The following is a 19,408-nucleotide window of genomic DNA, read 5'->3' on the forward strand; positions in this document are numbered from 1 at the left end:
ACGCCAAACGCTCGGGGAGAATGACTGGGATGAGCATCGCACAAGATCTGGGGCAAGTCGCACCGTCGCCCGGCCTGCTGGACCGGGAGCGGATCATCGCGACTGCGGGGTTCAATCGCTGGCTGGTGCCGCCTGCGGCGCTCTGCATCCATCTATGCATCGGCATGGCCTATGGTTTCAGCGTGTTCTGGCTGCCGCTCAGCCAAGCGATCGGCATCACCAAGCCCGTCGCCTGCGCGGCGGATGTCGGGCTGATCGGCTCGCTGTTCACGACGAGCTGCGACTGGAAGGTCGCCGATCTCGGCTGGATGTACACGCTGTTCTTCGTGCTGCTCGGCTCTTCGGCAGCGATCTGGGGTGGCTGGCTCGAACGCTCGGGCCCGCGCAAGGCTGCCTTCGTCTCGGCGCTGTGCTGGTGTGGCGGACTGCTGATCTCGGCCCTTGGCGTCTACACCCACCAGCTCTGGCTGATGTGGCTGGGCTCGGGCGTGATCGGCGGCATCGGACTTGGCCTTGGCTACATCTCTCCGGTTTCGACGCTGGTGAAGTGGTTCCCGGACCGGCGCGGCATGGCGACCGGCATGGCGATCATGGGTTTCGGCGGCGGCGCGATGATCGGCTCGCCTCTGGCTGACATCCTGATGAACTATTTCAAGACGCCGACCTCCGTCGGTGTCTGGCAAACCTTCGTCGTGATGGCCGTGATCTACTTCGCCTTTATGATGGCAGGTGCCTTCGGCTACCGCATTCCGCCCGCCGGCTGGCGCCCGGAAGGCTGGACGCCGCCGGCAACGCAGAACGCGATGATCACGTCCGGCCATGTCCATCTCAAGGACGCGCACAAGACGCGGCAATTCTGGCTGGTCTGGGCGGTGCTCTGTCTCAACGTCTCCGCGGGCATCGGGGTGCTCGGCATGGCGTCACCCATGCTGCAGGAGATTTTCGCGGGATCGCTGATCGGCAAGCCCGAGATCGGCTTTGCCGCGCTCGATGCCGAGCAGAAGAAGCAGATCGCGACGATCGCCGCGGCCTTTGTCGGCCTGCTCTCGCTGTTCAACATCGTCGGCCGCTTCTTCTGGGCCTCGCTGTCGGACAAGCTCGGGCGCAAGCTGACCTATGCCACCTTCTTCGGCCTCGGCATGCTGCTCTACGGGCTCTCGCCCTGGGCGGCGCATGCCGGCTCGCTGGCGCTGTTCGTCGGCTTCTTCTGCATCATCCTGTCGATGTATGGCGGCGGCTTCGCGACGGTTCCGGCTTATCTCGCCGACATGTTCGGAACCCAGTTCGTCGGCGCGATCCACGGGCGCCTGCTGACGGCCTGGTCGACGGCCGGCATCGTCGGCCCGGTGGTCGTGAACTACATCCGCGAGGCGCAGATCAATGCGGGCGTGCCCCGTGCGCAGGTCTATGACCGGACGATGTATATTCTGGCCGGCATGCTGGTGCTGGGCTTTATCTGCAACCTGCTCGTGCGCCCCGTTGCGACGAAATGGTTCATGAAGGACGCGGAAGTCGCCGCCCTCCAGGCCAAGTCGGCCAATGCCAGCGCCAGCCTGCATTACGGCTCCTTCGGCATCGGCAAGGGCGGGCTCGACGGCACGGCGCTGCTCGCCTGGGCCGTCGTCGGCATCCCGATTGCCTGGGGTGTCTGGATCACCCTGTCCAAGTCGCTGGCGCTGTTCCGGTAACCGACAGGATTCGGACGTGACCGTCGAGGCCTGCGGCATGCCGCAGGCCTCGATCCGTTTGGGGCGTGCCGGCCAAGGAGACAGCTCTCCGCCCTCCCCGTTATTCAGACGGAAATACAATGCGATGTCTTGGCTTCTTCGTTAGAGTCATGAAGTAACGGTTGCGCGCAAATCGTCCTTCCCAGCGATGGCCTGGAAGAGCTGCGTGGACAACGACCTGCCCGGTCGGTTATATTCCAATGGATATAGCGAACTTCCTGATCGCGCGACCATCGGGTGCCATGCCGGACGACAGAGCGACCTCCCTCCCGGAACCAGCCGCGACGCTGGAAGCCAGGGCCTTGCAGGCCAGCGAGCTGTTCAAGGTCCTGGCTCACAAGAACCGGCTGAAGCTGCTCTATCTGCTTGCAGAGCAGGAACGCTCGGTCGCGGAACTCGAAACCGCCCTGTCCCTGAGCCAGGCCATGGTCTCCCAGCAGCTGACCCGCCTGCGGCTTCAAAGGATCGTGTCGACGCGCCGCGTCGGCCGGCGGATCTTCTACCGCCTGAACGACCGCGGCGTCGGCGCCGTGATCGCGGCCACCCTCGATGCGACGGCTGCGCATTGGACGAAAGCTCACGCCTGATCGAGGCGCGCGCAAAGGCCGGTCTAGTCCTGCTACGCGCCGGACAAGGGCCGTTCCGCCATTTCCGTTGCGACCGGCCCGTCGATCGGCGTGTCGTAGGTCATCAGGATATAGCCGAGCACGGAATAGAATCCGACGGTCGCGATCAGGTCGAAGACCGCCTTGCGCCCGAATGCCTCCGCAAGCTCGGCCTCGAGTTCGGCCGGCAGGCGGCGCTGATCGAAGAGCGCGTCGACAGCGCGGGCGACCAGCCCGTCCTCGCCCTCCGGCATCCCGCGCATCGCGGCGATACGCGCATCGCTCATCCCCAAAACCCGGGACCGGCTGACATGATGGGCCCATTCATAGGGCGAGCCCATCCGGTGCGCGGCGCGCAGGATAACCAGCTCCGAACGCACGGCGCCGAGCGCGCTGTCCCTCACCACATGCTGGCGTAGCGCAGCCCAGGCCTTCAGCAGCTCCGGATGATGGGCCATCGTTCGGTAGACATTGAGCGCGCCGGCAAAACCGGTTCGCATCTCGGCAATCTGGTCCGGCCAGCCGGCGTCAGTGATCGGTGGGCAAGGAGAGTTCGTCATTGTCAATCTCGTTGAAGGCAGCGCCGGAGGATGCCGGTTCTCAAAATCACTGGCCCGAAAAAGTTCCGGTTTTTGGGACCGATGCAAACACGGAAAGGCTGAAGCATCGGGCCAGTCAGCTGCGCACCGCTGCCTCGATCGCCGCGCCGATCCGCTCGACGATAAGGTCGATCTCGTCAGGCTGGATGATGTAGGGCGGTGCAAGCAGCACATGGTCGCCGAGCCGCCCGTCCACTGTGCCACCCATCGGATAGCTCATCAGGCCGCGCGCCATCGCCTCCTTCTTGATCCGGGCATGCAGCTTCAGGGCCGGATCGAAGGGGGCCTTGGTTCCTTGTCCGCAACGATCTCGATGCCGCGGAACAGACCGCGCCCGCGGATGTCGCCGACATGGGCGTGCTGGCCGAGCCGTGCGTCGAGCCCAGCCTGCAGGCGCTCGCCCATCAGGCGGACGTGTCCCATCATTTCCGGCTGCGAGATGATCTCGACGACCTTGTTCGCCGCCGCCGCCGCGAGCGGGTGGCAGATATAGGTATGACCATGCTGGAACAGCCCTGAGCCTGGGCGAAGGCGTCATAGATCCGCTGCGACAGCAGCACGGCGCCGATCGGCTGATAGCCACCCCCCAGCCCCTTGGCGATGGTGGCGAGGTCGGGCGAGATGCCGTCCTGCTCGCAGGCGAACATCGTGCCGGTGCGGCCCATGCCGCACATCACCTCGTCGAGGATCAGCAGCACGCCGTATTTGTCGCAGACGCGGCGCACCCGCGCGAAATAGTCCGCGACCGGCCCGACAGCTCCCAGCGTTGCGCCGACCACCGGCTCAGCTACGAAGGCGATCACCTCTTCGGCGCCGAGTTCGAGGATCTTCGCCTCCAGTTCGTCGGCGAGCCGTTCGGCATAGGCTTCGGACGTCTCGCCTGGCCTGAGGTCACGATAGGCATAGCAGGGCGAGACATGGTGGCTCTGTGGCAGGATCGGCTGGAACTGCGCCCGCCGCCAGGCATTGCCGCCGGCCGCGAGCGCGCCGAGCGTATTGCCGTGATAGCTCTGCCGGCGGGCGATGAAATGGCGGCGCTGCGGCTGGCCGATTTCGACGAAATATTGCCGCGCCATCTTGAGCGCCGCTTCGACCGCCTCCGAACCGCCCGAGACGAGATAGACGTAGTCCAGCCCTGCTGGCGCCAGGTCGATCAGGCGCTCCGCAAGCTCTTCCGCGACATCGGTGGTGAAGAAGGAGGTGTGGGCATAGCTGATGCGGTCCATCTGGGCGCGCATCGCCGCAAGCACCTCCGGGTGGCCATGGCCGAGGCAGGAGACGGCGGCCCCACCGGAACCGTCGATATAGCTGCGCCCCTCGGCATCCGTGATCGTGATGCCCTGCCCCGCAACCGCTCGCGGTAGCCGCCCATTCAGGGAGCGATGAAGAATCCTGGTCATCCTGGCTTCCGGGTTAGCGTGGCCCCGCCGCCCTCACCGCGGCCTGCAATTCATGGCACAGGGCAGCAATCGGCGCACGTCGCCAGACACCGGTGCCAACAGAGTATCCTAGGCGCGACGCGCCATACTCTTGTTGAGCACCGAGTCCTGAAGGTCTCTCTGTATGTATTGCGAAAGAGGGGCCTCGCGCCCGCGCTGCTGGCGATATCAGGGTGCTCTTGGCGGCATCCCCGGCGCATCTGCGCCCGCATTTTCCCTCTTCCGGGCGAGCACCTGTTCCGCATCGGCGCCCGGCCGTATTCATGACCGGCGCACCAACGGCAGGTCATAGCTGACGTTACGTAGGCGTCCCTTGAAAGCACAAAGGAAGTGCTTTATATCCTCGGCATGGTTTCGCGCTATCAGTCGACCATGAGCTACGTCCTGGACCCCTCGCCGGACGACATGCGCGCGATCCGCGCAACGCTCGCGGATTATGCCGAGATGATGCGCATTCTCGACGAGATCGAACGGGATCGCGGCGCCAGTGCGAATCTCGTCGCCTTGCACGAGCAGGCTTACGCCACCATCCGCGAACAGACGCGGTTACCGGCGCGGCTGGTGACGCTCGGCCTGCGGGATCACGCCGGCCGAACCAGTGGAACCGTCGTCGCCGACCTGCCGCTGGATGGGCGGCTCTATGCCATCAAGACCCCCACACATCTGAGCCTCTCCACCATCGAGGGGCGCAGGCTCATTCCCTATTCTGTTGCCGGCTACGTACCGGGTTGGTCGGATCACGCCGAAGCACGGCTGGTGCTGCGGGATGACGAGACTCTCATCCTCGTCGGCATCGCTGCTGCCATCGCACCGAAGGAGACCGTCATGGCCACCGAAGGAATTTTATCGCGCATCGGGCGTATCATCGCAGGCGCCGCCCACGGCACCGTCGATGCCCTTGAAGGCGCCAACGCCATCGTCACCGTCGAGCAGTCGATCAGGGAGATCGACGCGGTCGCGGAGGATGCGCGGGCGGGCGCCGGCAAGGCACGCGCCGAAGAGCACCGCCTCAAGGCGAAGATCGCCGAGATCAACGACGAGATCGAGGATCTCGCAGGGAAGATCGAAGTCGGCCTGGCCAGCGGGCGCGAGGATTTGGTCACACCCGTCATCGGCCTGCAGATCGACCTGGAGGCACAGCGCTCGGCGCTGGAGACGGCGCTGGCCGAGGCTGCCGGCAAGATCGAGGAGGCGGGCAAGGCCCTCCAGGCTGTCAACTCCGCCCGGCAGGATGCCGTTGCCCGGCTCGCCGCCCTGAAGAAGAGCAAAGGCGCGGAGGATGCGAGCCAGGGCGTGAGTGCCTCGGTCCGCAATGACAACCGGCTGGCCCAATCGCTGAACGCGATCGAGCGCGTCACCGGTGTCTCCGGGCGGCCGGAGACAGGTGCCTCCGAGGTCGAGGAACTGGCCCGCCTGCAACGCGAGAGGTCAATCCAGGAGCGGCTGGCCCGCTATAAAGGGCACAGCGGTTCATGAGCGCACTGACTGCGCCGGGCCTCTATCCCTTCACGATCGCTGCGCTGATCCTCGTCGGCATCGTCGCCATCGAGATCCTCGCGATGGTCGTGGGGATGTCGATCTCGTCGCTGGTGAATGACGGGCTCTCCCATCACGGCGTCCATAGCGAGCACGGCCCGCTCGATGCCTGGATGTCCTGGCTCAACCGGGGCGGCGTGCCGCTGCTCGTGCTGATCATGATCTGGCTGGCCTCGTTCGCCATCGCCGGATTCGCCATTCAGGGCGTGGCCCAGGCGCTCCTTTCGCCGCTGCCGACACTGTTTGCGAGCCTGCTCGCCGTGATGGTGGCGCTGCCGACGACACGTGCGCTGTCGCGTTGGACGGCGCGGATTATCCCGGGCGATGAATCCAACGCCATCAGCCAGTCCGACCTGATCGGGCTGACCGGCACGGTGACGCTCGGCCCGCTCGACCAGGGCAAGCCGGGGCGGGTCCGCGTGAGGGACCTGCACGGCAACATCCACGTCCTTCGGGCGAAAGCCGCCGCGGGCCACCTCATCCCGCAAGGGGCTAGCGTTCTGGTGGTCGATGGTTCCAATGGGTTGTTCGAGGCCATTCCTGCGCCCGATGAGCTCGGCGCGCAGACTGAAGCTGGGTAAGGGGAAATACGTTCATGGACTATGTTTCCGTCCTCACGATTGCCGGAACGGCGATTGTGCTCATCATCGGCATCGGCGTGGTCATGGCGGCGCTCTATACGCGCTCGACCCGGGACAAGGCCTATGTCCGTACCGGCCTAGGCGGCAAGCGGGTCGTCCTCGACGGCGGATCCGTGATCCTGCCGATCTTCCATTCCTATTCCTGGGTGCAGCTCAGCACGTTGCGCCTTGAAGTTCACCGCAGCGAAGGCGAGTCGCTGATCACGGCCGATCGCATGCGCGCCGACATCACCGCGGAGTTCTACGTGCGGGTGAAACCGGATGCGGACAATATCTCCCTGGCGGCGCAGACGCTGGGCGACCGCACCAACAATGCCGACCTGCTGAAGACCCTCGTGGAAGCCAAGTTCGTCGACGGGCTGCGCTCGGTTGCCGCGACCATGAGCCTGAAGGACCTGCAGGAAAAGCGCTCTGACTTCGTGAAGGCGGTGCAGGATGCCGTCGCGGCCGACCTGCAATCCAACGGCCTCGAGCTTGAATCCGTCTCGCTCACGCGGCTCGACCAGACCGACATCAAGCATTTCAACCCCAACAACACTTTCGACGCCGAGGGTTTGACCGCGCTGACCCGCGTCACCGAGGAGCGGCGCCGCGAACGCAACGAGATCGTGCGCGAGAACGAGGTGGCCATCGCGACGAAGGACCGTGAGGCAACGCTGCAGCGCCTGACGATCGAGCGCGAGCAACGCGACGCTGAACTCAACCAGCAGCGCGACATCGTCAACAAGACGGCAGAGACGCGCGCGGAACAGGCCCGTGCGGAGCAGGCCGCACGCCTGGCCGAGGAGACGGCCCGGCTCGAGACCGAACGTGGCGTCGCCAAGAACGAGGCAGAGGCGCGCCAGGCCAAGGAGACCGCCCGCATCACGGCCGAGCGCGGCATCGCCGAAAGCGCGGCCGAAGCGACGCGCATCACCGAGACAGCCAGGATCGACGCCGCCATCGCCGTTGCACAGAAGAGCGAAGCCGAGTCACAGGCCAAGGCCAAGGCGGAGGAAGCCAAGGCGGCAGCCGTCACCGCCGAGGAGCAGGTCGCGACCGCGCGCGCCGTCGAGGTCGCCGAACGCGCCAAGAAGATCGCCGTCATCGACGCTCGCAAGGATGCCGAGCAGGCCGCAACCGGTATCACGGTCAAGGCCGAGGCCGAACGCGAGGCCGCCGAGAATCTCGCTGCGGCCATGCTGACCAAGGCACAGGCCGAGGCCGAGGCCGCCAAGGTTCGTGCGGGCGGCATCATCGAACTCGGCGAGGCGGAGGCGAAGCGCGAGCGTGCGCTCAACGAAGCCCGCAATTCGCTCTCGCCGCAGATGGTCGATTTCGAGCTGACGAAGCAGCGCATCGCCGTCATTCCCGAAGCTCTCGCGCAGGTGATGAAGCCGATCGAGAAGATCTCCGACATCAAGATCTTCAGTGCGGGCGGCCTGCTCGGCGCCATGGGCGCTGGCGGCGCAGGATCGGCCGGACATGGCGGCCCGATCGCGGACCTCAGCAGCCAGCTCCTCAGCTATGGCGCGCAAAAGCCGATCGTCGATGCGATACTGGCCCAGGCCGGCTTCGCAGGCGATGATCCGGTGCATGCCTTGCTCAACGGAACGCAACGCCCGACCGCGCTTCCCGCAGCCGAAAGCGGGGCGGCGTAAGCGACCTTTGCACCGCGCGGCCCTTGCGAGCGCCGCTCGGTCGAGAGGCACAAGGCGGCGGCTCAAGCGTCCGGCTTTGACCGCCCCTCCCTCAGAGGCCGGGAGCCTGATCGACAAGCGTCAACCGGGGGATTGTGGTCCCCCGGCCGATGATCGCGCCGGGCGCGATGACCGCGTTCGCACCGACCCGCACATGATCCCCGACGAGCGCCCCGAACTTCTCGACGCCGGGCTCGACGACCCCTCCGCCAAAGACGAAGCGAATAGCCTTCGCCTCCCATTCGTTGCGGTGGTTCGCGATTATCGCACCCGCTTCGAGATTGACGTCCGCGCCCAGGATCGAGTCGCCGACGAAGTTGAAATGCGCGAGCGTGGCCCCCTTGAACAGGAAGCTCGACTTGAGCTCGCATCCGGGCCCGATGATGCAGCCCTCGTCCAGGAACACGCCGCCACGCAGATAGGCGCCGGCGGCCAGGAAGCAGCCCGGCCCGATGATCGCAGGCCCCTTCAGGACAGCCCCGTTCTCGATGGTCGCGGTCCGGTGCACGGCGATATCGCCCTCGCGCCCGTAACCGTCATCAAGAGCGCTGAGCGCCGCTCCGACCAGTTCCGCGGCCCTCTGGGTGATCTGCCAGGCGTAATAATCCTCCCTCCCGAATGGCGAATCCGGCCAAAGCGCGACAAATTTTTCGATCAGCAGATCGGCAGACATGGCGTCTCCTGACTCTCTCGATCCCTTCGCTGGGCCGAGGTCAGCCTCCCAACGCCAATTGCCGTTGATGTGCAGCCGCGAGCCATGCAACACTTTGTATTCAGACCGGACCGAGGATGCCTGGTGTATTTCTCCGCGCATAGTGCCGGGCGACAGCAGGGTTAGACGATCCCGCTTCGTCTAACGGCAGGACACCTGATTCTGGCTCAGGGAATTGTGGTTCGAATCCATGAGCGGGAACCACCCCAAATACATCGTCAGCCGGCATTCCCGGTTTCCGGATTTGACCGCGTTCCGAACAATCGTGAACGAAACCCCACCCCCTTGCCCGCTGGCCAGGACATGCTGACGCTCGACCATCTCACCGTGATTGCGCCGACGCTGGTCGAAGGCGTCGCCCATGTTCGATCCTGCCTCGATCTCGATGTCCCCTTCGGGCAGCGCCATGCCTATATGGGCACCCATAATCACCTGCTGCAGCTCGGCGGGACCGTCTATCTGGAAATCGTCGCGCTCGACCCGGATGCGCAGGTGCCTGGCCGCGCACGCTGGTTCGGCCTCGACGATCGCATCGCCGTCAAAGCCGATTGGGATGCGGGGCGCCGCCTGCGCGGCTGGGTCGCGCGAACCAGCGCCATCGACCTTGTCCTTCGAGGCCGCGAAGACATCTTTGGGCGAAAGGTCTCGCTGCCATGGTCCGCCCCCTCCTTTGACTTCGCGATCCCGGATGACGGCGCCCTGCCCCTTGGCGGAGCAGCCCCCTCCATCATCGACAGGCGGGGCAAGCCGCGCGCGATGGCTGCGATTGCGGATCTCGGTGCACGGCTGCGCTCATTCACGCTCGCACACCGTGACGCGGCCGCCCTCTCGACGCTCTATGAGACGCTCGGGATCGACCGTCCGCCTGTCATCATACCAGGCGATGATCTGCGCTATCGTGCGCTGATCGAAACGCCAGCCGGCGCGAAGGAACTGTCCTGAGCGAGCGAAAAGCCCGATCCCCTCGGACTGGCGCTGTCCCCAACCGGGAGAACAGCCAAGGCCCGTTCGCCCCGATCAGCAGCTCTTGAAACCCATCAACCGGCATGAAAATCTGAACCAATCGCAGAGCGGTTCAATGCAAGATGCCTGGCCATTGCGCCCCATGAACAAGGTACGCCGCATGCCCAAACGCCCACCGTTCGAGCGTATCGCGCTGCTTCTGCAAGGGGGAGGAGCGCTCGGGTCGTATCAGGCCGGAGTTTACCAGGCCCTGGCCGAAGCCGAACTGCATCCTGACTGGGTGGCGGGCATCTCGATCGGCGCGATCAATTCCGCCCTGATCGCCGGCAATCCGCCGGAGAAGCGCGTGGATGCGCTGCGTGCCTTCTGGGAGGCGATCACCGCGCCGCTGCCGGGTTTCCCCGCCTTGCTCTCGTCCATGCTGGGAGCGATGGCGTGGAATGGCGATCTCGCTCACGGCTGGCTCAACCAGACGCGCGCCTTCGCCACGCTGATGGGCGGCGCGCCGGACTTCTTCAGCCCGCGCCCGATCCCGCCCTTCCTGTCCTCGGATAGCGGTGCGGCTGCAGAGAGCTTCTACGATGTCAGCCCGCTCAAGGCGACGCTGGAGCGGCTCGTCGATTTCGATCGCATCAATGCCGGCCCGATGCGCTTCAGCGTAGGAGCCGTGAATGTGAGAACGGGCAATTTCGCCTATTTCGACACGGCGACCCATGTCATCGCGGCAGAGCATGTCATGGCCAGCGGGGCCCTGCCCCCGGGTTTCCCCGCCGTCGAGATCGATGGCGAGAGCTACTGGGACGGCGGACTTGTTTCCAACACTCCGCTGCAATGGGTTCTGGACAGCCGGCCTCGCCAGGACACGCTCGCATTTCAGGTCGACCTGTGGAGCGCGAAGGGCGAGTTTCCCAAGGATCTGGCCAGCCAGGATTCGCGCTTGAAGGATATCCGGTTCTCAAGCCGGACCCGCGCAGCGACCGATCAGTTCCGGAAGAACCAGAGCCTGCGGCGCGCGCTGCGGCACCTGATCGAATACGTTCCGAAAGCGGCATTGGCCAACGCCGATCCTGACGTTCTCGCGTTGATCGCCGAAGCCGACGACAAGATCCACAACATCGTCCACCTGATCTACCGCTCCAAGAGCTATGAGGGCTCCTCCAAGGACTACGAGTTTTCGCGCGCGACCATGGAAGAGCACTGGGCATCGGGCTACGAAGACGCGTGCTTCACCCTGAGCTATCCCGAGGTGCTTCGGCCCGCGGCGACACCCGATGGCGTCGCCACCTTCGATCTGGCTGAACTGGCGATGCGAAAGCGCAGTTAGTGGCTTGCGAGCATGTCGCAGCAGGCTTCAGACCGACAACGAGCAGCGAGGACACAGCGTCATGAAGATCGCCGACGTGCGCGCCAATGCTTTCGCGATGCCACTGAACAATCCCGCCTACCCGAAGCCGCCCTACAAATTCTACAATCGCGAATTCGTCGTCATCAACTACCGGACGGATATCGAGCGGCTGCGCGCGTTCGTGCCCGAGCCGCTTGAGGTCATCGGCGATACCGTGGCCTATGAGTTCATCCGCATGCCCGATTCGACCGGCTTCGGCGACTATACCGAGACCGGGCAGGTCATCCCGGTGCTCTTCACCACCGCGTCGGGCGAGGTGCAGGAAGGCAGCTATGTCCACGCCATGTATCTCGACGACAATTCACCCATTGCCGGCGGGCGCGAGATCTGGGGCTTTCCGAAGAAACTGGCGACGCCGAAGCTGACGCATCAACAGGAGACGCTCGTCGGCACCTTGCATTACGGCTCGGTCCTCTGCGCGACCGCCACCATGGGCTACAAGCATCGCGAGCTCGATCTGGCGCCACTTGCCAAGGCCATGGCCAAGCCCGCCTTCATGATCAAGATCATCCCTCATGTCGACGGCTCGCCGCGCATTTGCGAGCTGGTGCGCTACTACATGGAGGATGTGACGTTGAAGGGGGCATGGTCCGGCCCGGCCGCCCTGCAGCTCTTCGAGCATGCGATGTGTGACGTGGCGCGGCTGCCCGTCCACGAAGTGGTCTCGGCGAGCCACTACATTGCCGACCTGACGCTGGGCCTCGGCGAGGTCGTGTTTGACTACCTCGCCACCAGCGAGGCCAAGGCCTGAACGGCTATTCGTTCAGCGCGGGAAGCGCGCGGCGGCGGATGGGAACAGCGCTTCAGCGTCGGAAACATCCTGGCTCCCTTGTCGAAGAGCTGCGCGACCGTCACCCCACGCGGAATAATCGACACTGCCGTGGTGGCCCGGCGCGCTGTTTCAGTCCGCCCGTGGGTGGTGGATCAGAGCGATGACGAGCAAGCAGTTGTTGTTGCAGACAGCGGCCGCTCCAAGATAGCGAAACGGATCGGTTCCGACGCAACGCCGCCTCATTGAGACAAGTGCAGTGAAGATGCCGAAACGTCAGCATTCACGGTAAGTGTTGCTGATTTGTATCTGCGCTCAGCTTCCGTATTCCCGCGGATATTTCTCGTCAACAATGGCTATTCGCCATTCGTTTTTTGGTCCTTTGCTCGGTGACGACGGGACCAGCGGACGAATCGCGTTGGACGGTGCCTTTGGGGGGCGCAGCATGAATTTCTGGGCATCGACTGCGCGCCAGGCGCCGGCAGTAAGCGCGAACTCGGGCATGTCTACGGGCCGCGAACACCACCATTCCGGCATACGGCGGGCCTGGTTGGCCAGCGTATCGGCGCTCGCCATGCTCGGAGCCCTGGCGGCAACGCCGGCATTGGCGATCGATGTCGCGAACCAGAGCGACTGGAACGCGGCCGTGGCGGTCGTCGCCGCGGCGGGAGCCGGTTCCACCACGACGATCAACATCACCAATGGCTTTACGCTGACGAGTTCGCTCACCCAGCTGCAGGCGAGCAACGCCAATGTCACGGTGAACATCACCGGCAACAACCAGGCGATCGATGGTGCGGCGGCCTTTCAAGGCATTCAGGTCAATGGCGCCAATGCGCCGACCGTCAACATCTCCAATCTCGCGATCACCAACACCGCCGCGCGCGGCGGCAAAGGCGAGAACGGGTATAACGGCTATTACAGCGGCGGGCTCGCGTATGGCTCGGGCGGCGGCGGGGGCGGCGGCCTCGGTGCGGGCGGAGGCCTTCTGGTCGGCAGCGGCGCCATCGTCACGATCGCCGAAGTCAGCTTCAGCGGCAATGCGGCGACCGGCGGTGCGGGCGGCAATGGCGGCGTGGCACAGAACGCGGCGGCAGATCCAGTCAATGGCGGCAATGGCGGCGCCGGTGGCGCAGCCAATAATGGCGGCGCCACCGGCGGCGGCGGCGCGGGCGGCCTCGGCGGCACCGGCGGCCATGCCAGCATGCAAGGGACCGCGGGCACTGCGGGGGCATCATTCGGCGATGGCGGCGGCGGCGGCGGCGGCTCCGGCACAACCAGCAGCACGGCCTATACGCCGAACAACAATGGCGGTGCAGGCAATGCGAATGGCGGCAATGGCGCACAGGGCGGCGATGGCGTTACCAACAACAACGGCTCGCAAGGCCCAGGCTCGGATGGCGGCTCCGGCGGCGCGGGCGGCGCGGCACGCGGGGGCGCGATCTATGTCGCCACCGGCGGCTCGCTGACCATCCTCGATTCCTCGATTTCGGGCGTCTCGGTCACCGGGGGGACTGGTGGCACTCAGGGCGTCGGACAGGGCCCGAGCAGTTTCAGCGGGTCGCCCGGCGCAGCCGGCAGCGTCAGCGGCGCTGCGATCTACCTCAGCGGCGTGACGGCGAATATCGGCGTCTCGAGCGGGACGGTGACCTATGGCAGCTCTATCGGCGGCACTGGCCTGATTAGCGGCGGCGTTTCCACGGCGCTCAACAAGACCGGCGCGGGCACCCTCGTATTGTCCGCCGCGAACGACTTCACCGGCAATATCGCCATCAGCGGCGGCACGCTCTCGATCGGAGCCAGCAACAATCTTGGCAACGCCGCCAACGACCTGGTGCTCTCGAACGGCGGCACGCTGGCGGTCACGGCCACCACCACGCTGGCGGCGGCGCGGACGTTCAGCATCACCGGTTCCGGCGGCATCGACGTGGCCAGCGGCGCGACGACGACGCTGCAGGGCGTCATCTCGAACGGCTCCTCCGCCGGGAGCCTGGTCAAGGCCGGCGGCGGCACGCTCACACTTTCGGGCGCCAATACCTATACCGGAACGACCTTCATCACCGCTGGCACCCTGACCATCACCGGCGGCCAGGCGATCAGTGACGCCGGGCGTGTCGAGATCGCCAGCGGCGCGACCCTCGATGTTGCACAGAGCGAGACGATCGGCTTCCTGTCGGGTGTTACCGGCGCGCAGGTCATCATCGCCAGCGGCCAGACGTTGACGACCGAGGACAACACCGGAGCGGTCTTTGCCGGGACGATCTCCGGGGCGGGCAGCCTCAAGCAGAACTTCGCCGGCACGACGACAATTTCGGGCACCAGCACCTATACAGGCCCGACATCCGTGACTGTCGGAACGCTGGTGGTGAACGGCTCCATCGCCTCATCCTCCAGCTTGACCGTCAATGCGGGCGCTACGCTCGGCGGCTCCGGCCAAGTGCCCGGCACCACAGTTTACGGCACGCTCGCGCCTGGCAATTCGCCCGGAACGATCACGGTCAACGGCAACCTGACGCTCGGCGCCGGCTCGACCTACATTGCCGAAGTGCAGGGCGCGGTCTCCGACCGGGTCAACGTCACCGGCTCGGCAACGCTTGCCGGCACGCTGCGGATCGTGCCGCTGGGTGGCCCCTACACCTTCAACAGTGCCTATACCCTGCTTTCGGCGGCCGGCGGCCGCAGCGGCACATTCGGCACGACCGATGTCACCGCGTCCTTCGGCGACGGCGTTACCAGCGCGGTAAGCTACACCGCAAATGACGTGCTCCTGACACTGACGCCCAAGGCGATGACGACGCTCGGCGTCACGGCTCCGCTGAACGCCTATTCCGTGGCCGCAGGCCTCGACCGGGCGGTGGCGGGTGGGGCCGATCCGTCGGCGCTGTTCGGCATCTACAACCTGCCGGCGGCTGCGATCCCCGGGGCGGTGAACCAGCTTTCGGGCGAGGCCCATACCGCCGCACCGGCGATGGCGGTCTCGGCCGCCGACCAGTTCCTGCGTGCGATGCTCGATCCCTTCGCGGCGGGCCGCGGCAGCGCGGGGCTGCTCCCGGCGAAGCCTCCTTCTCCGGCCTCGTCCGCAAGGGCGCCGACGCACCGACCGCGCCGGCTTTCCTCGATCCGCCGCCATACACCGTCTGGGGCGCAGCCTTCGGCTCGGTCGGCCGCAGCGATGGCTCGGCCCGAACCGGCTCGGCCAAGCGCGATCTCGACGATGCCCATCTCGCCGTCGGCGCCGATTTCAGGATCATGCCCGGCACGGTTGCGGGTTTTGCGGTCTCCGGCGGCAGCGCCCGGTCCTCGCTCGCCGGCGGTCTCGGCAAGGCCGAGGCCGATGTCTTCCAGGCCGGCCTGTACGGCACGACCCGGCTCGGGCCGGTCAATCTTGCCGCTGCCTTCGGCTATGGCCGGCTCGAGAACGAGATCAAGCGCAGCATCCCGGTGCTCGGCAGCGCGCTCTCCTCGTCCTATGCCACCACCGCCTGGAGCGGCCGGCTGCAGGCGAGCGCCGCCGTGCTGGACTGGAACGGCCTGACGCTCTCGCCGCTGGCGGCGCTGCAGGCGATCCAGGCGCGCAGCCCGGCGCTGACCGAGGCGAACTGGGCCGGCGCCAATGCCGGCGCGCTCAACGTGGCCCGGCGCAACGACATCACCTCGCGCAGCGAGCTTGGCCTGCAGCTCGACTATGCCAGCGGGCTGAACGGGCTGCCTGTCGCCGGCTATCTCCGGGCGAGCTGGGCGCATTACTACCAGCGTGACGCCAACCTCTCCGCCTCGATCGCCGGCCTGACCGGCTCAGGCTTCGCGGTCGAGGGTGCCAGGCCCGCCCGCAACAGCGCGCTGCTCGCCGCCGGGCTCGACCTCAGGCTCAGCCCCTCCGTCACGCTCGGCGCCCGCCTCGACGGCGAACTCTCCGGCTCCACCAACCGCCTCGGCGGCCAGGCCCAGATCAGGGTGAGCTTCTGAAAGCAACCCACTGCAGCAATGAGCTGTTCCCGCCAAGGCACCTCACCGAAGCGAACGCCCAGACCAGCGCCAGGGGGAGCTTTGAATCTCCCCCTGATCCAGCCGCACGCGGCTCGCAGGGTGGCAGCTCCTTCAGCCCTTCAGTTTCGTCCAGCGCGCGTTTGCCTTCGATGAGGCGACCGCGGCCTCGATGAAGGCCATGCCCCGAAGCCCGTCCTCCAGCGTCGGGAACGTGCAGTCGCCAGGGATGGGTTGTCCGGCCTGGCGCGCCCGGATGGCGGCGGCGGCCTCCCGGTAGATCGTGGCGAAGGCTTCGAGATAGCCTTCGGGGTGTCCGGCGGGGATACGGGTGACACGTTGCGCTGCCGCATTGGCGCCGCCGGAGCCGCGCGTGACGATGCGCTGCACCTCGCCAAAGGGCGACCATTTCAGCTGATCGGGCTGTTCCTGCGCCCATTCGAGCCCGCCCTTGTCGCCATAGATGCGCAGCCGCAGGCCGTTCTCATTGCCCGGCGCGACCTGGCTCGCCCAGAGGCTGCCGCGCGCGCCATTCTCGTAGCGCAGCATGACCTGGACATTGTCGTCGAGACGCCTGCCGGCCACGAAGCTGGTGAGTTCGGCCGAGATCTCCGTCACAGCGAGCCCCGAGACGAAGGCCGCCAGATGAAAGGCATGCGTGCCGATATCGCCGATCGACCCACCGGCACCGGAGCGTGCCGGGTCGGTGCGCCATTCCGCCTGTTTCTGGCCGGTCTGTTCGAGCGCCTCCGTCAACCACTCCTGCGGGTACTCGACCTGGACGACCCGGATGCGGCCGATCTCGCCGGCTGCGACCATCGCCCGGGCATGGCGGACCATGGCATAGCCGGAATAGTTATAGGTCACCGCGAAGACCACGCCCGCACGGTCCGTCGCCGCCTTCAGGCCTTGCGCCTGCTTCAGGCTCGTCGCCAGCGGCTTGTCGCAGATCACATGGATGCCGCGCTTCAGGAAGGCGAGCGCGGCGGGAGCATGCATGTGGTTCGGCGTGACGATGGCCACGGCTTCGATGCCGTCGCGACGTCGCGCTTCGGCCCGCGCCATCGCTTCGAAATCGGCATAGACCCGCGCCGGGTCGAGACCGAGCGCAAGGCCCGAGCGCAGGGCCTTTTCGGGCGTGGCCGAAAGCGCCCCGGCGAGAAGCTCGTATTCGCCGTCGAGACGCGCTGCCATGCGGTGCACTGCGCCGATGAACGCGCCCTCGCCGCCTCCCACCATGCCGAGCCGAATGCGCGCGTTCATCGAGTGAGCCCCAGGAGTTTGCCGTTGGTCGCGCTGTCGGCGCCGCTCGCAGCGAAATCGTCGAAGGGCCGTTCGGCCCTGCGGATCATATGGCTGCGGATGAACGCAGCACCTTCGGCTGCTCCCTGTTCCGGGTGCTTCAGGGCGCATTCCCACTCGACGACCGCCCAGCCCTGATAGTCGTACTGGGCCAGCCTCGAGAAGATACCGGCGAAGTCGACATGCCCGTCGCCCGGCGAACGGAAACGGCCGGGCCGCTCGACCCAGCCCTGATAGCCGCCATAGACGCCGGAACGGCCGGTCGGGTTGAGCTCGGCATCCTTGACGTGGAAGGCCCGGATGCGCGCGTGGTAGATGTCGATGAAGGCGAGATAGTCGAGCGCCTGCAGCAGGAAATGCGAGGGATCGTAGAGGATGGTGGCGCGTCGATGCTCACCAACCGATTCAAGAAAACGCTCGAAGCTGATGCCATCATGGAGATCTTCGCCGGGATGGATCTCGTAGGCGAGATCGACGCCGGCCTCGTCGAAGGCGTCGAGGATCGGAGTCCAGCGTCGGCCCAGTTCCGAAAATGCTTCCTCGATGAGGCCCTGCGGCCGCTGCGGCCATGGATAGACATAGGGCCAGGCCAATGCACCGGAGAAGGTGGCATGCGTGGCGAGGCCGAGATTTCGCGAGGCCTGGGCGGCAAGTTTCAGCTGGTCCACGGCCCAGGCCTGCCGCTCGGCAGGCTTGCCGCGCAGAGCTGCCGGCGCAAAGCCGTCGAAGAGCAGGTCATAGGCCGGATGCACGGCGACCAGCTGGCCCTGGAGATGGGTCGATAGCTCGGTAACCTGGAGGCCATGGCGATCGAGCCTGGCGACGATGTCCTCGCAATAGGATTTCGACTGCGCCGCCTGCGCCAGATCGAACAGCGCCGGATCGTTGGTCGGGATCTGGACGCCGACATAGCCATGCCCGGCCGCCCAGCCGGCAAGACCATCGAGGCTGTCGAAAGGCGCCGTCGGGCCGACGAACTGCGCGAGGAACAGGGCTGGACCTTTCATCGTCTCATTCCTTCGTTCTCGGGTTGGGGTTCGGGCAGAGTGGCACAGGAGCGGTGGAGCCGCGCACGACGAGGCGTGTCTCCATCACCAGATTGGCGGCGGCCGGCTCCTCGCCGAGGAGACCGATCATGCGCGCCATCGCCTGCCGCCCGATATCGAAACGCGGCTGGTGGATCGTGGTCAGCGGCGGCATGAAGGCGTCGGCGAGCACGATATCGTCGAAGCCGACGACCGAGACATCCGTGGGGACCGAAAGCCCGAAAGCGCGCAATTCGCTGATCGCACCGAATGCCATCTGGTCGCTGGCCGCAAACAGCGCCGTGAAACCGGTCCCGGTCTCATTGAGACGGCGCACGGCCCGGCGGCCGGCGTCCAGGCTGAAATCACCCTCGACGATCAGCGCCTCATCGGCCGCGATGCCCGCTGCGGCGAGGCCGCTCCGATACCCGGCCAGCCGGTCGACCGCGAGCCGCTCCGGCAGCGGCCCGGTGATATGGGCGATGCGGCGGTGGCCGAGCCCGAGCAGGTGCTCGACGGCTTGCCGGGCCGCAGCGATGTTGTCGATCGAGACGGTCGGCAGCGCGAGCTCGGGAAAGGTCTCGAGCGCGATCACGATCGGCGGCAGCCGCGACAGCTCCGTCTTCAGGGCGTCCGGGAAGCGACCGACCATCAGGATGAGCCCGTCTGCGTGGCGCGCGCGCACCATGTCGACATAGTGGGTGATGCGCTCGTCGTCATCGCGCGCATCCCCCATCAGCACCTTGTACCCGGCCCGCATGGCCGCCTCTTCGACGCCTTTGTAGATCTCGAGATAGAACGGGTTCGAGATGTCGCGCACCAGCAGGATGACCGTGCGGGTCGCGCGGCTCCGGAGATTGCGCGCCTGGGAGTTCGGCACGAAACCTGTCGCCGCCACGGCCTCGAGCACGCGCCGACGGGTCTCCGGCTGGACCTTGTCGGGGCGCTGCAATGCCCGCGAGACCGTCGCCGTCGAGACGCCGGCGAGTTCTGCGACCGTGGCGATCGTGGGCACGCTCATG

The 19,408-nt window shown here is 66.2% G+C and carries 14 protein-coding genes, 1 tRNA gene and 3 pseudogenes; 11 read left to right on the forward strand and 7 right to left on the reverse strand.

Features of this window, described 5'->3' with window-relative positions; genetic code table 11:
• The first annotated feature begins 29 nt into the window (after positions 1–29).
• Positions 30–1,688 (forward strand): OFA family MFS transporter, encoded by a 1,659-nt coding sequence (locus AB4118_RS18130; protein ID WP_441491045.1) that lies wholly within the window; start codon positions 30–32, stop codon positions 1,686–1,688.
• 239 nt (positions 1,689–1,927) lie between these two features.
• Positions 1,928–2,314, forward strand: coding sequence for an ArsR/SmtB family transcription factor (locus AB4118_RS18135; RefSeq protein WP_441491046.1), 387 nt, complete (start codon positions 1,928–1,930; stop codon positions 2,312–2,314).
• A gap of 32 nt (positions 2,315–2,346) precedes the next feature.
• Here the strand turns inward: AB4118_RS18135 and AB4118_RS18140 are convergent, their stop codons facing one another.
• Both AB4118_RS18140 and AB4118_RS18145 read right to left on the reverse strand, forming a co-directional pair.
• Entirely contained in the window at positions 2,347–2,892 is a 546-nt protein-coding gene (locus tag AB4118_RS18140; RefSeq protein ID WP_441491047.1) for a carboxymuconolactone decarboxylase family protein, read from the reverse strand.
• A gap of 115 nt (positions 2,893–3,007) precedes the next feature.
• A pseudogene (locus AB4118_RS18145) lies at positions 3,008–4,331 on the reverse strand (aspartate aminotransferase family protein).
• A 369-nt stretch (positions 4,332–4,700) separates the two neighbouring features.
• Between AB4118_RS18145 and AB4118_RS18150 the strand changes: the two are divergent.
• The 3 genes from AB4118_RS18150 to AB4118_RS18160 are packed head-to-tail and all read left to right on the forward strand — an operon-like array spanning position 4,701 to position 8,187.
• Complete coding sequence (locus AB4118_RS18150; RefSeq protein ID WP_441491048.1) at positions 4,701–5,846, forward strand: PspA/IM30 family protein; 1,146 nt, start codon at positions 4,701–4,703, stop codon at positions 5,844–5,846.
• Entirely contained in the window at positions 5,843–6,487 is a 645-nt protein-coding gene (locus AB4118_RS18155; RefSeq protein WP_441491049.1) for an OB-fold-containig protein, read from the forward strand. Before AB4118_RS18150 ends, AB4118_RS18155 begins: the two co-directional genes overlap by 4 nt.
• 14 nt (positions 6,488–6,501) lie before the next feature.
• Complete coding sequence (locus tag AB4118_RS18160; RefSeq protein ID WP_441491050.1) at positions 6,502–8,187, forward strand: flotillin family protein; 1,686 nt, start codon at positions 6,502–6,504, stop codon at positions 8,185–8,187.
• 91 nt (positions 8,188–8,278) lie between these two features.
• Here the strand turns inward: AB4118_RS18160 and AB4118_RS18165 are convergent, their stop codons facing one another.
• Positions 8,279–8,899 carry an LbetaH domain-containing protein gene (locus AB4118_RS18165; RefSeq protein WP_441491051.1) on the reverse strand — a complete coding sequence of 207 codons (621 nt, stop codon included), beginning with the start codon at positions 8,897–8,899 and terminating at the stop codon, positions 8,279–8,281.
• Positions 8,900–9,068: 169 nt separating this feature from the next.
• On the opposite strand from AB4118_RS18165, the gene AB4118_RS18170 reads away from it, so the two are divergent.
• From AB4118_RS18170 to AB4118_RS18185, 4 genes are all read left to right on the forward strand, one after another.
• A tRNA-Gln gene (locus AB4118_RS18170) sits at positions 9,069–9,142 on the forward strand.
• An 81-nt stretch (positions 9,143–9,223) separates the two neighbouring features.
• Positions 9,224–9,880, forward strand: a complete 657-nt coding sequence (locus tag AB4118_RS18175) for a VOC family protein (RefSeq protein ID WP_441491052.1) — start codon at positions 9,224–9,226, stop codon at positions 9,878–9,880.
• A 181-nt stretch (positions 9,881–10,061) separates the two neighbouring features.
• Positions 10,062–11,225 carry a patatin-like phospholipase family protein gene (locus tag AB4118_RS18180; RefSeq protein ID WP_441491053.1) on the forward strand — a complete coding sequence of 388 codons (1,164 nt, stop codon included), beginning with the start codon at positions 10,062–10,064 and terminating at the stop codon, positions 11,223–11,225.
• 61 nt (positions 11,226–11,286) lie between these two features.
• On the forward strand, positions 11,287–12,057 hold the full coding sequence (locus AB4118_RS18185) for an acetoacetate decarboxylase (protein WP_441491054.1): 771 nt from the start codon (positions 11,287–11,289) through the stop codon (positions 12,055–12,057).
• Positions 12,058–12,390: 333 nt separating this feature from the next.
• Here the strand turns inward: AB4118_RS18185 and AB4118_RS18190 are convergent, their stop codons facing one another.
• Positions 12,391–12,651 (reverse strand): hypothetical protein, encoded by a 261-nt coding sequence (locus AB4118_RS18190; RefSeq protein ID WP_441491055.1) that lies wholly within the window; start codon positions 12,649–12,651, stop codon positions 12,391–12,393.
• Here AB4118_RS18190 and AB4118_RS18195 point away from each other — a divergent pair.
• Positions 12,650–14,434, forward strand: a pseudogene (locus AB4118_RS18195) (beta strand repeat-containing protein); the annotation flags it as partial. The gene AB4118_RS18190 and the pseudogene AB4118_RS18195 overlap by 2 nt on opposite strands.
• An 836-nt stretch (positions 14,435–15,270) precedes the next feature.
• Positions 15,271–16,041: pseudogene (locus AB4118_RS18200) on the forward strand (autotransporter outer membrane beta-barrel domain-containing protein); the annotation flags it as partial.
• Between the two features lie 132 nt (positions 16,042–16,173).
• Here AB4118_RS18200 and AB4118_RS18205 read toward each other — a convergent pair.
• The 3 genes from AB4118_RS18205 to AB4118_RS18215 are packed head-to-tail and all read right to left on the reverse strand — an operon-like array spanning position 16,174 to position 19,407.
• Positions 16,174–17,322 (reverse strand): Gfo/Idh/MocA family protein, encoded by a 1,149-nt coding sequence (locus AB4118_RS18205; protein ID WP_441491056.1) that lies wholly within the window; start codon positions 17,320–17,322, stop codon positions 16,174–16,176.
• On the reverse strand, positions 17,319–18,368 hold the full coding sequence (locus AB4118_RS18210) for a sugar phosphate isomerase/epimerase family protein (RefSeq protein WP_441491057.1): 1,050 nt from the start codon (positions 18,366–18,368) through the stop codon (positions 17,319–17,321). The genes AB4118_RS18205 and AB4118_RS18210 overlap by 4 nt, the downstream gene beginning before the upstream one ends.
• Before the next feature lie 4 nt (positions 18,369–18,372).
• On the reverse strand, positions 18,373–19,407 hold the full coding sequence (locus AB4118_RS18215) for a LacI family DNA-binding transcriptional regulator (protein ID WP_441491058.1): 1,035 nt from the start codon (positions 19,405–19,407) through the stop codon (positions 18,373–18,375).
• Between the last annotated feature and the right edge of the window lies 1 nt (position 19,408).

Origin of the sequence: Allobosea sp. 2RAB26 (assembly GCF_052115465.1) — a bacterium.
GTDB lineage: Bacteria > Pseudomonadota > Alphaproteobacteria > Rhizobiales > Beijerinckiaceae > Allobosea.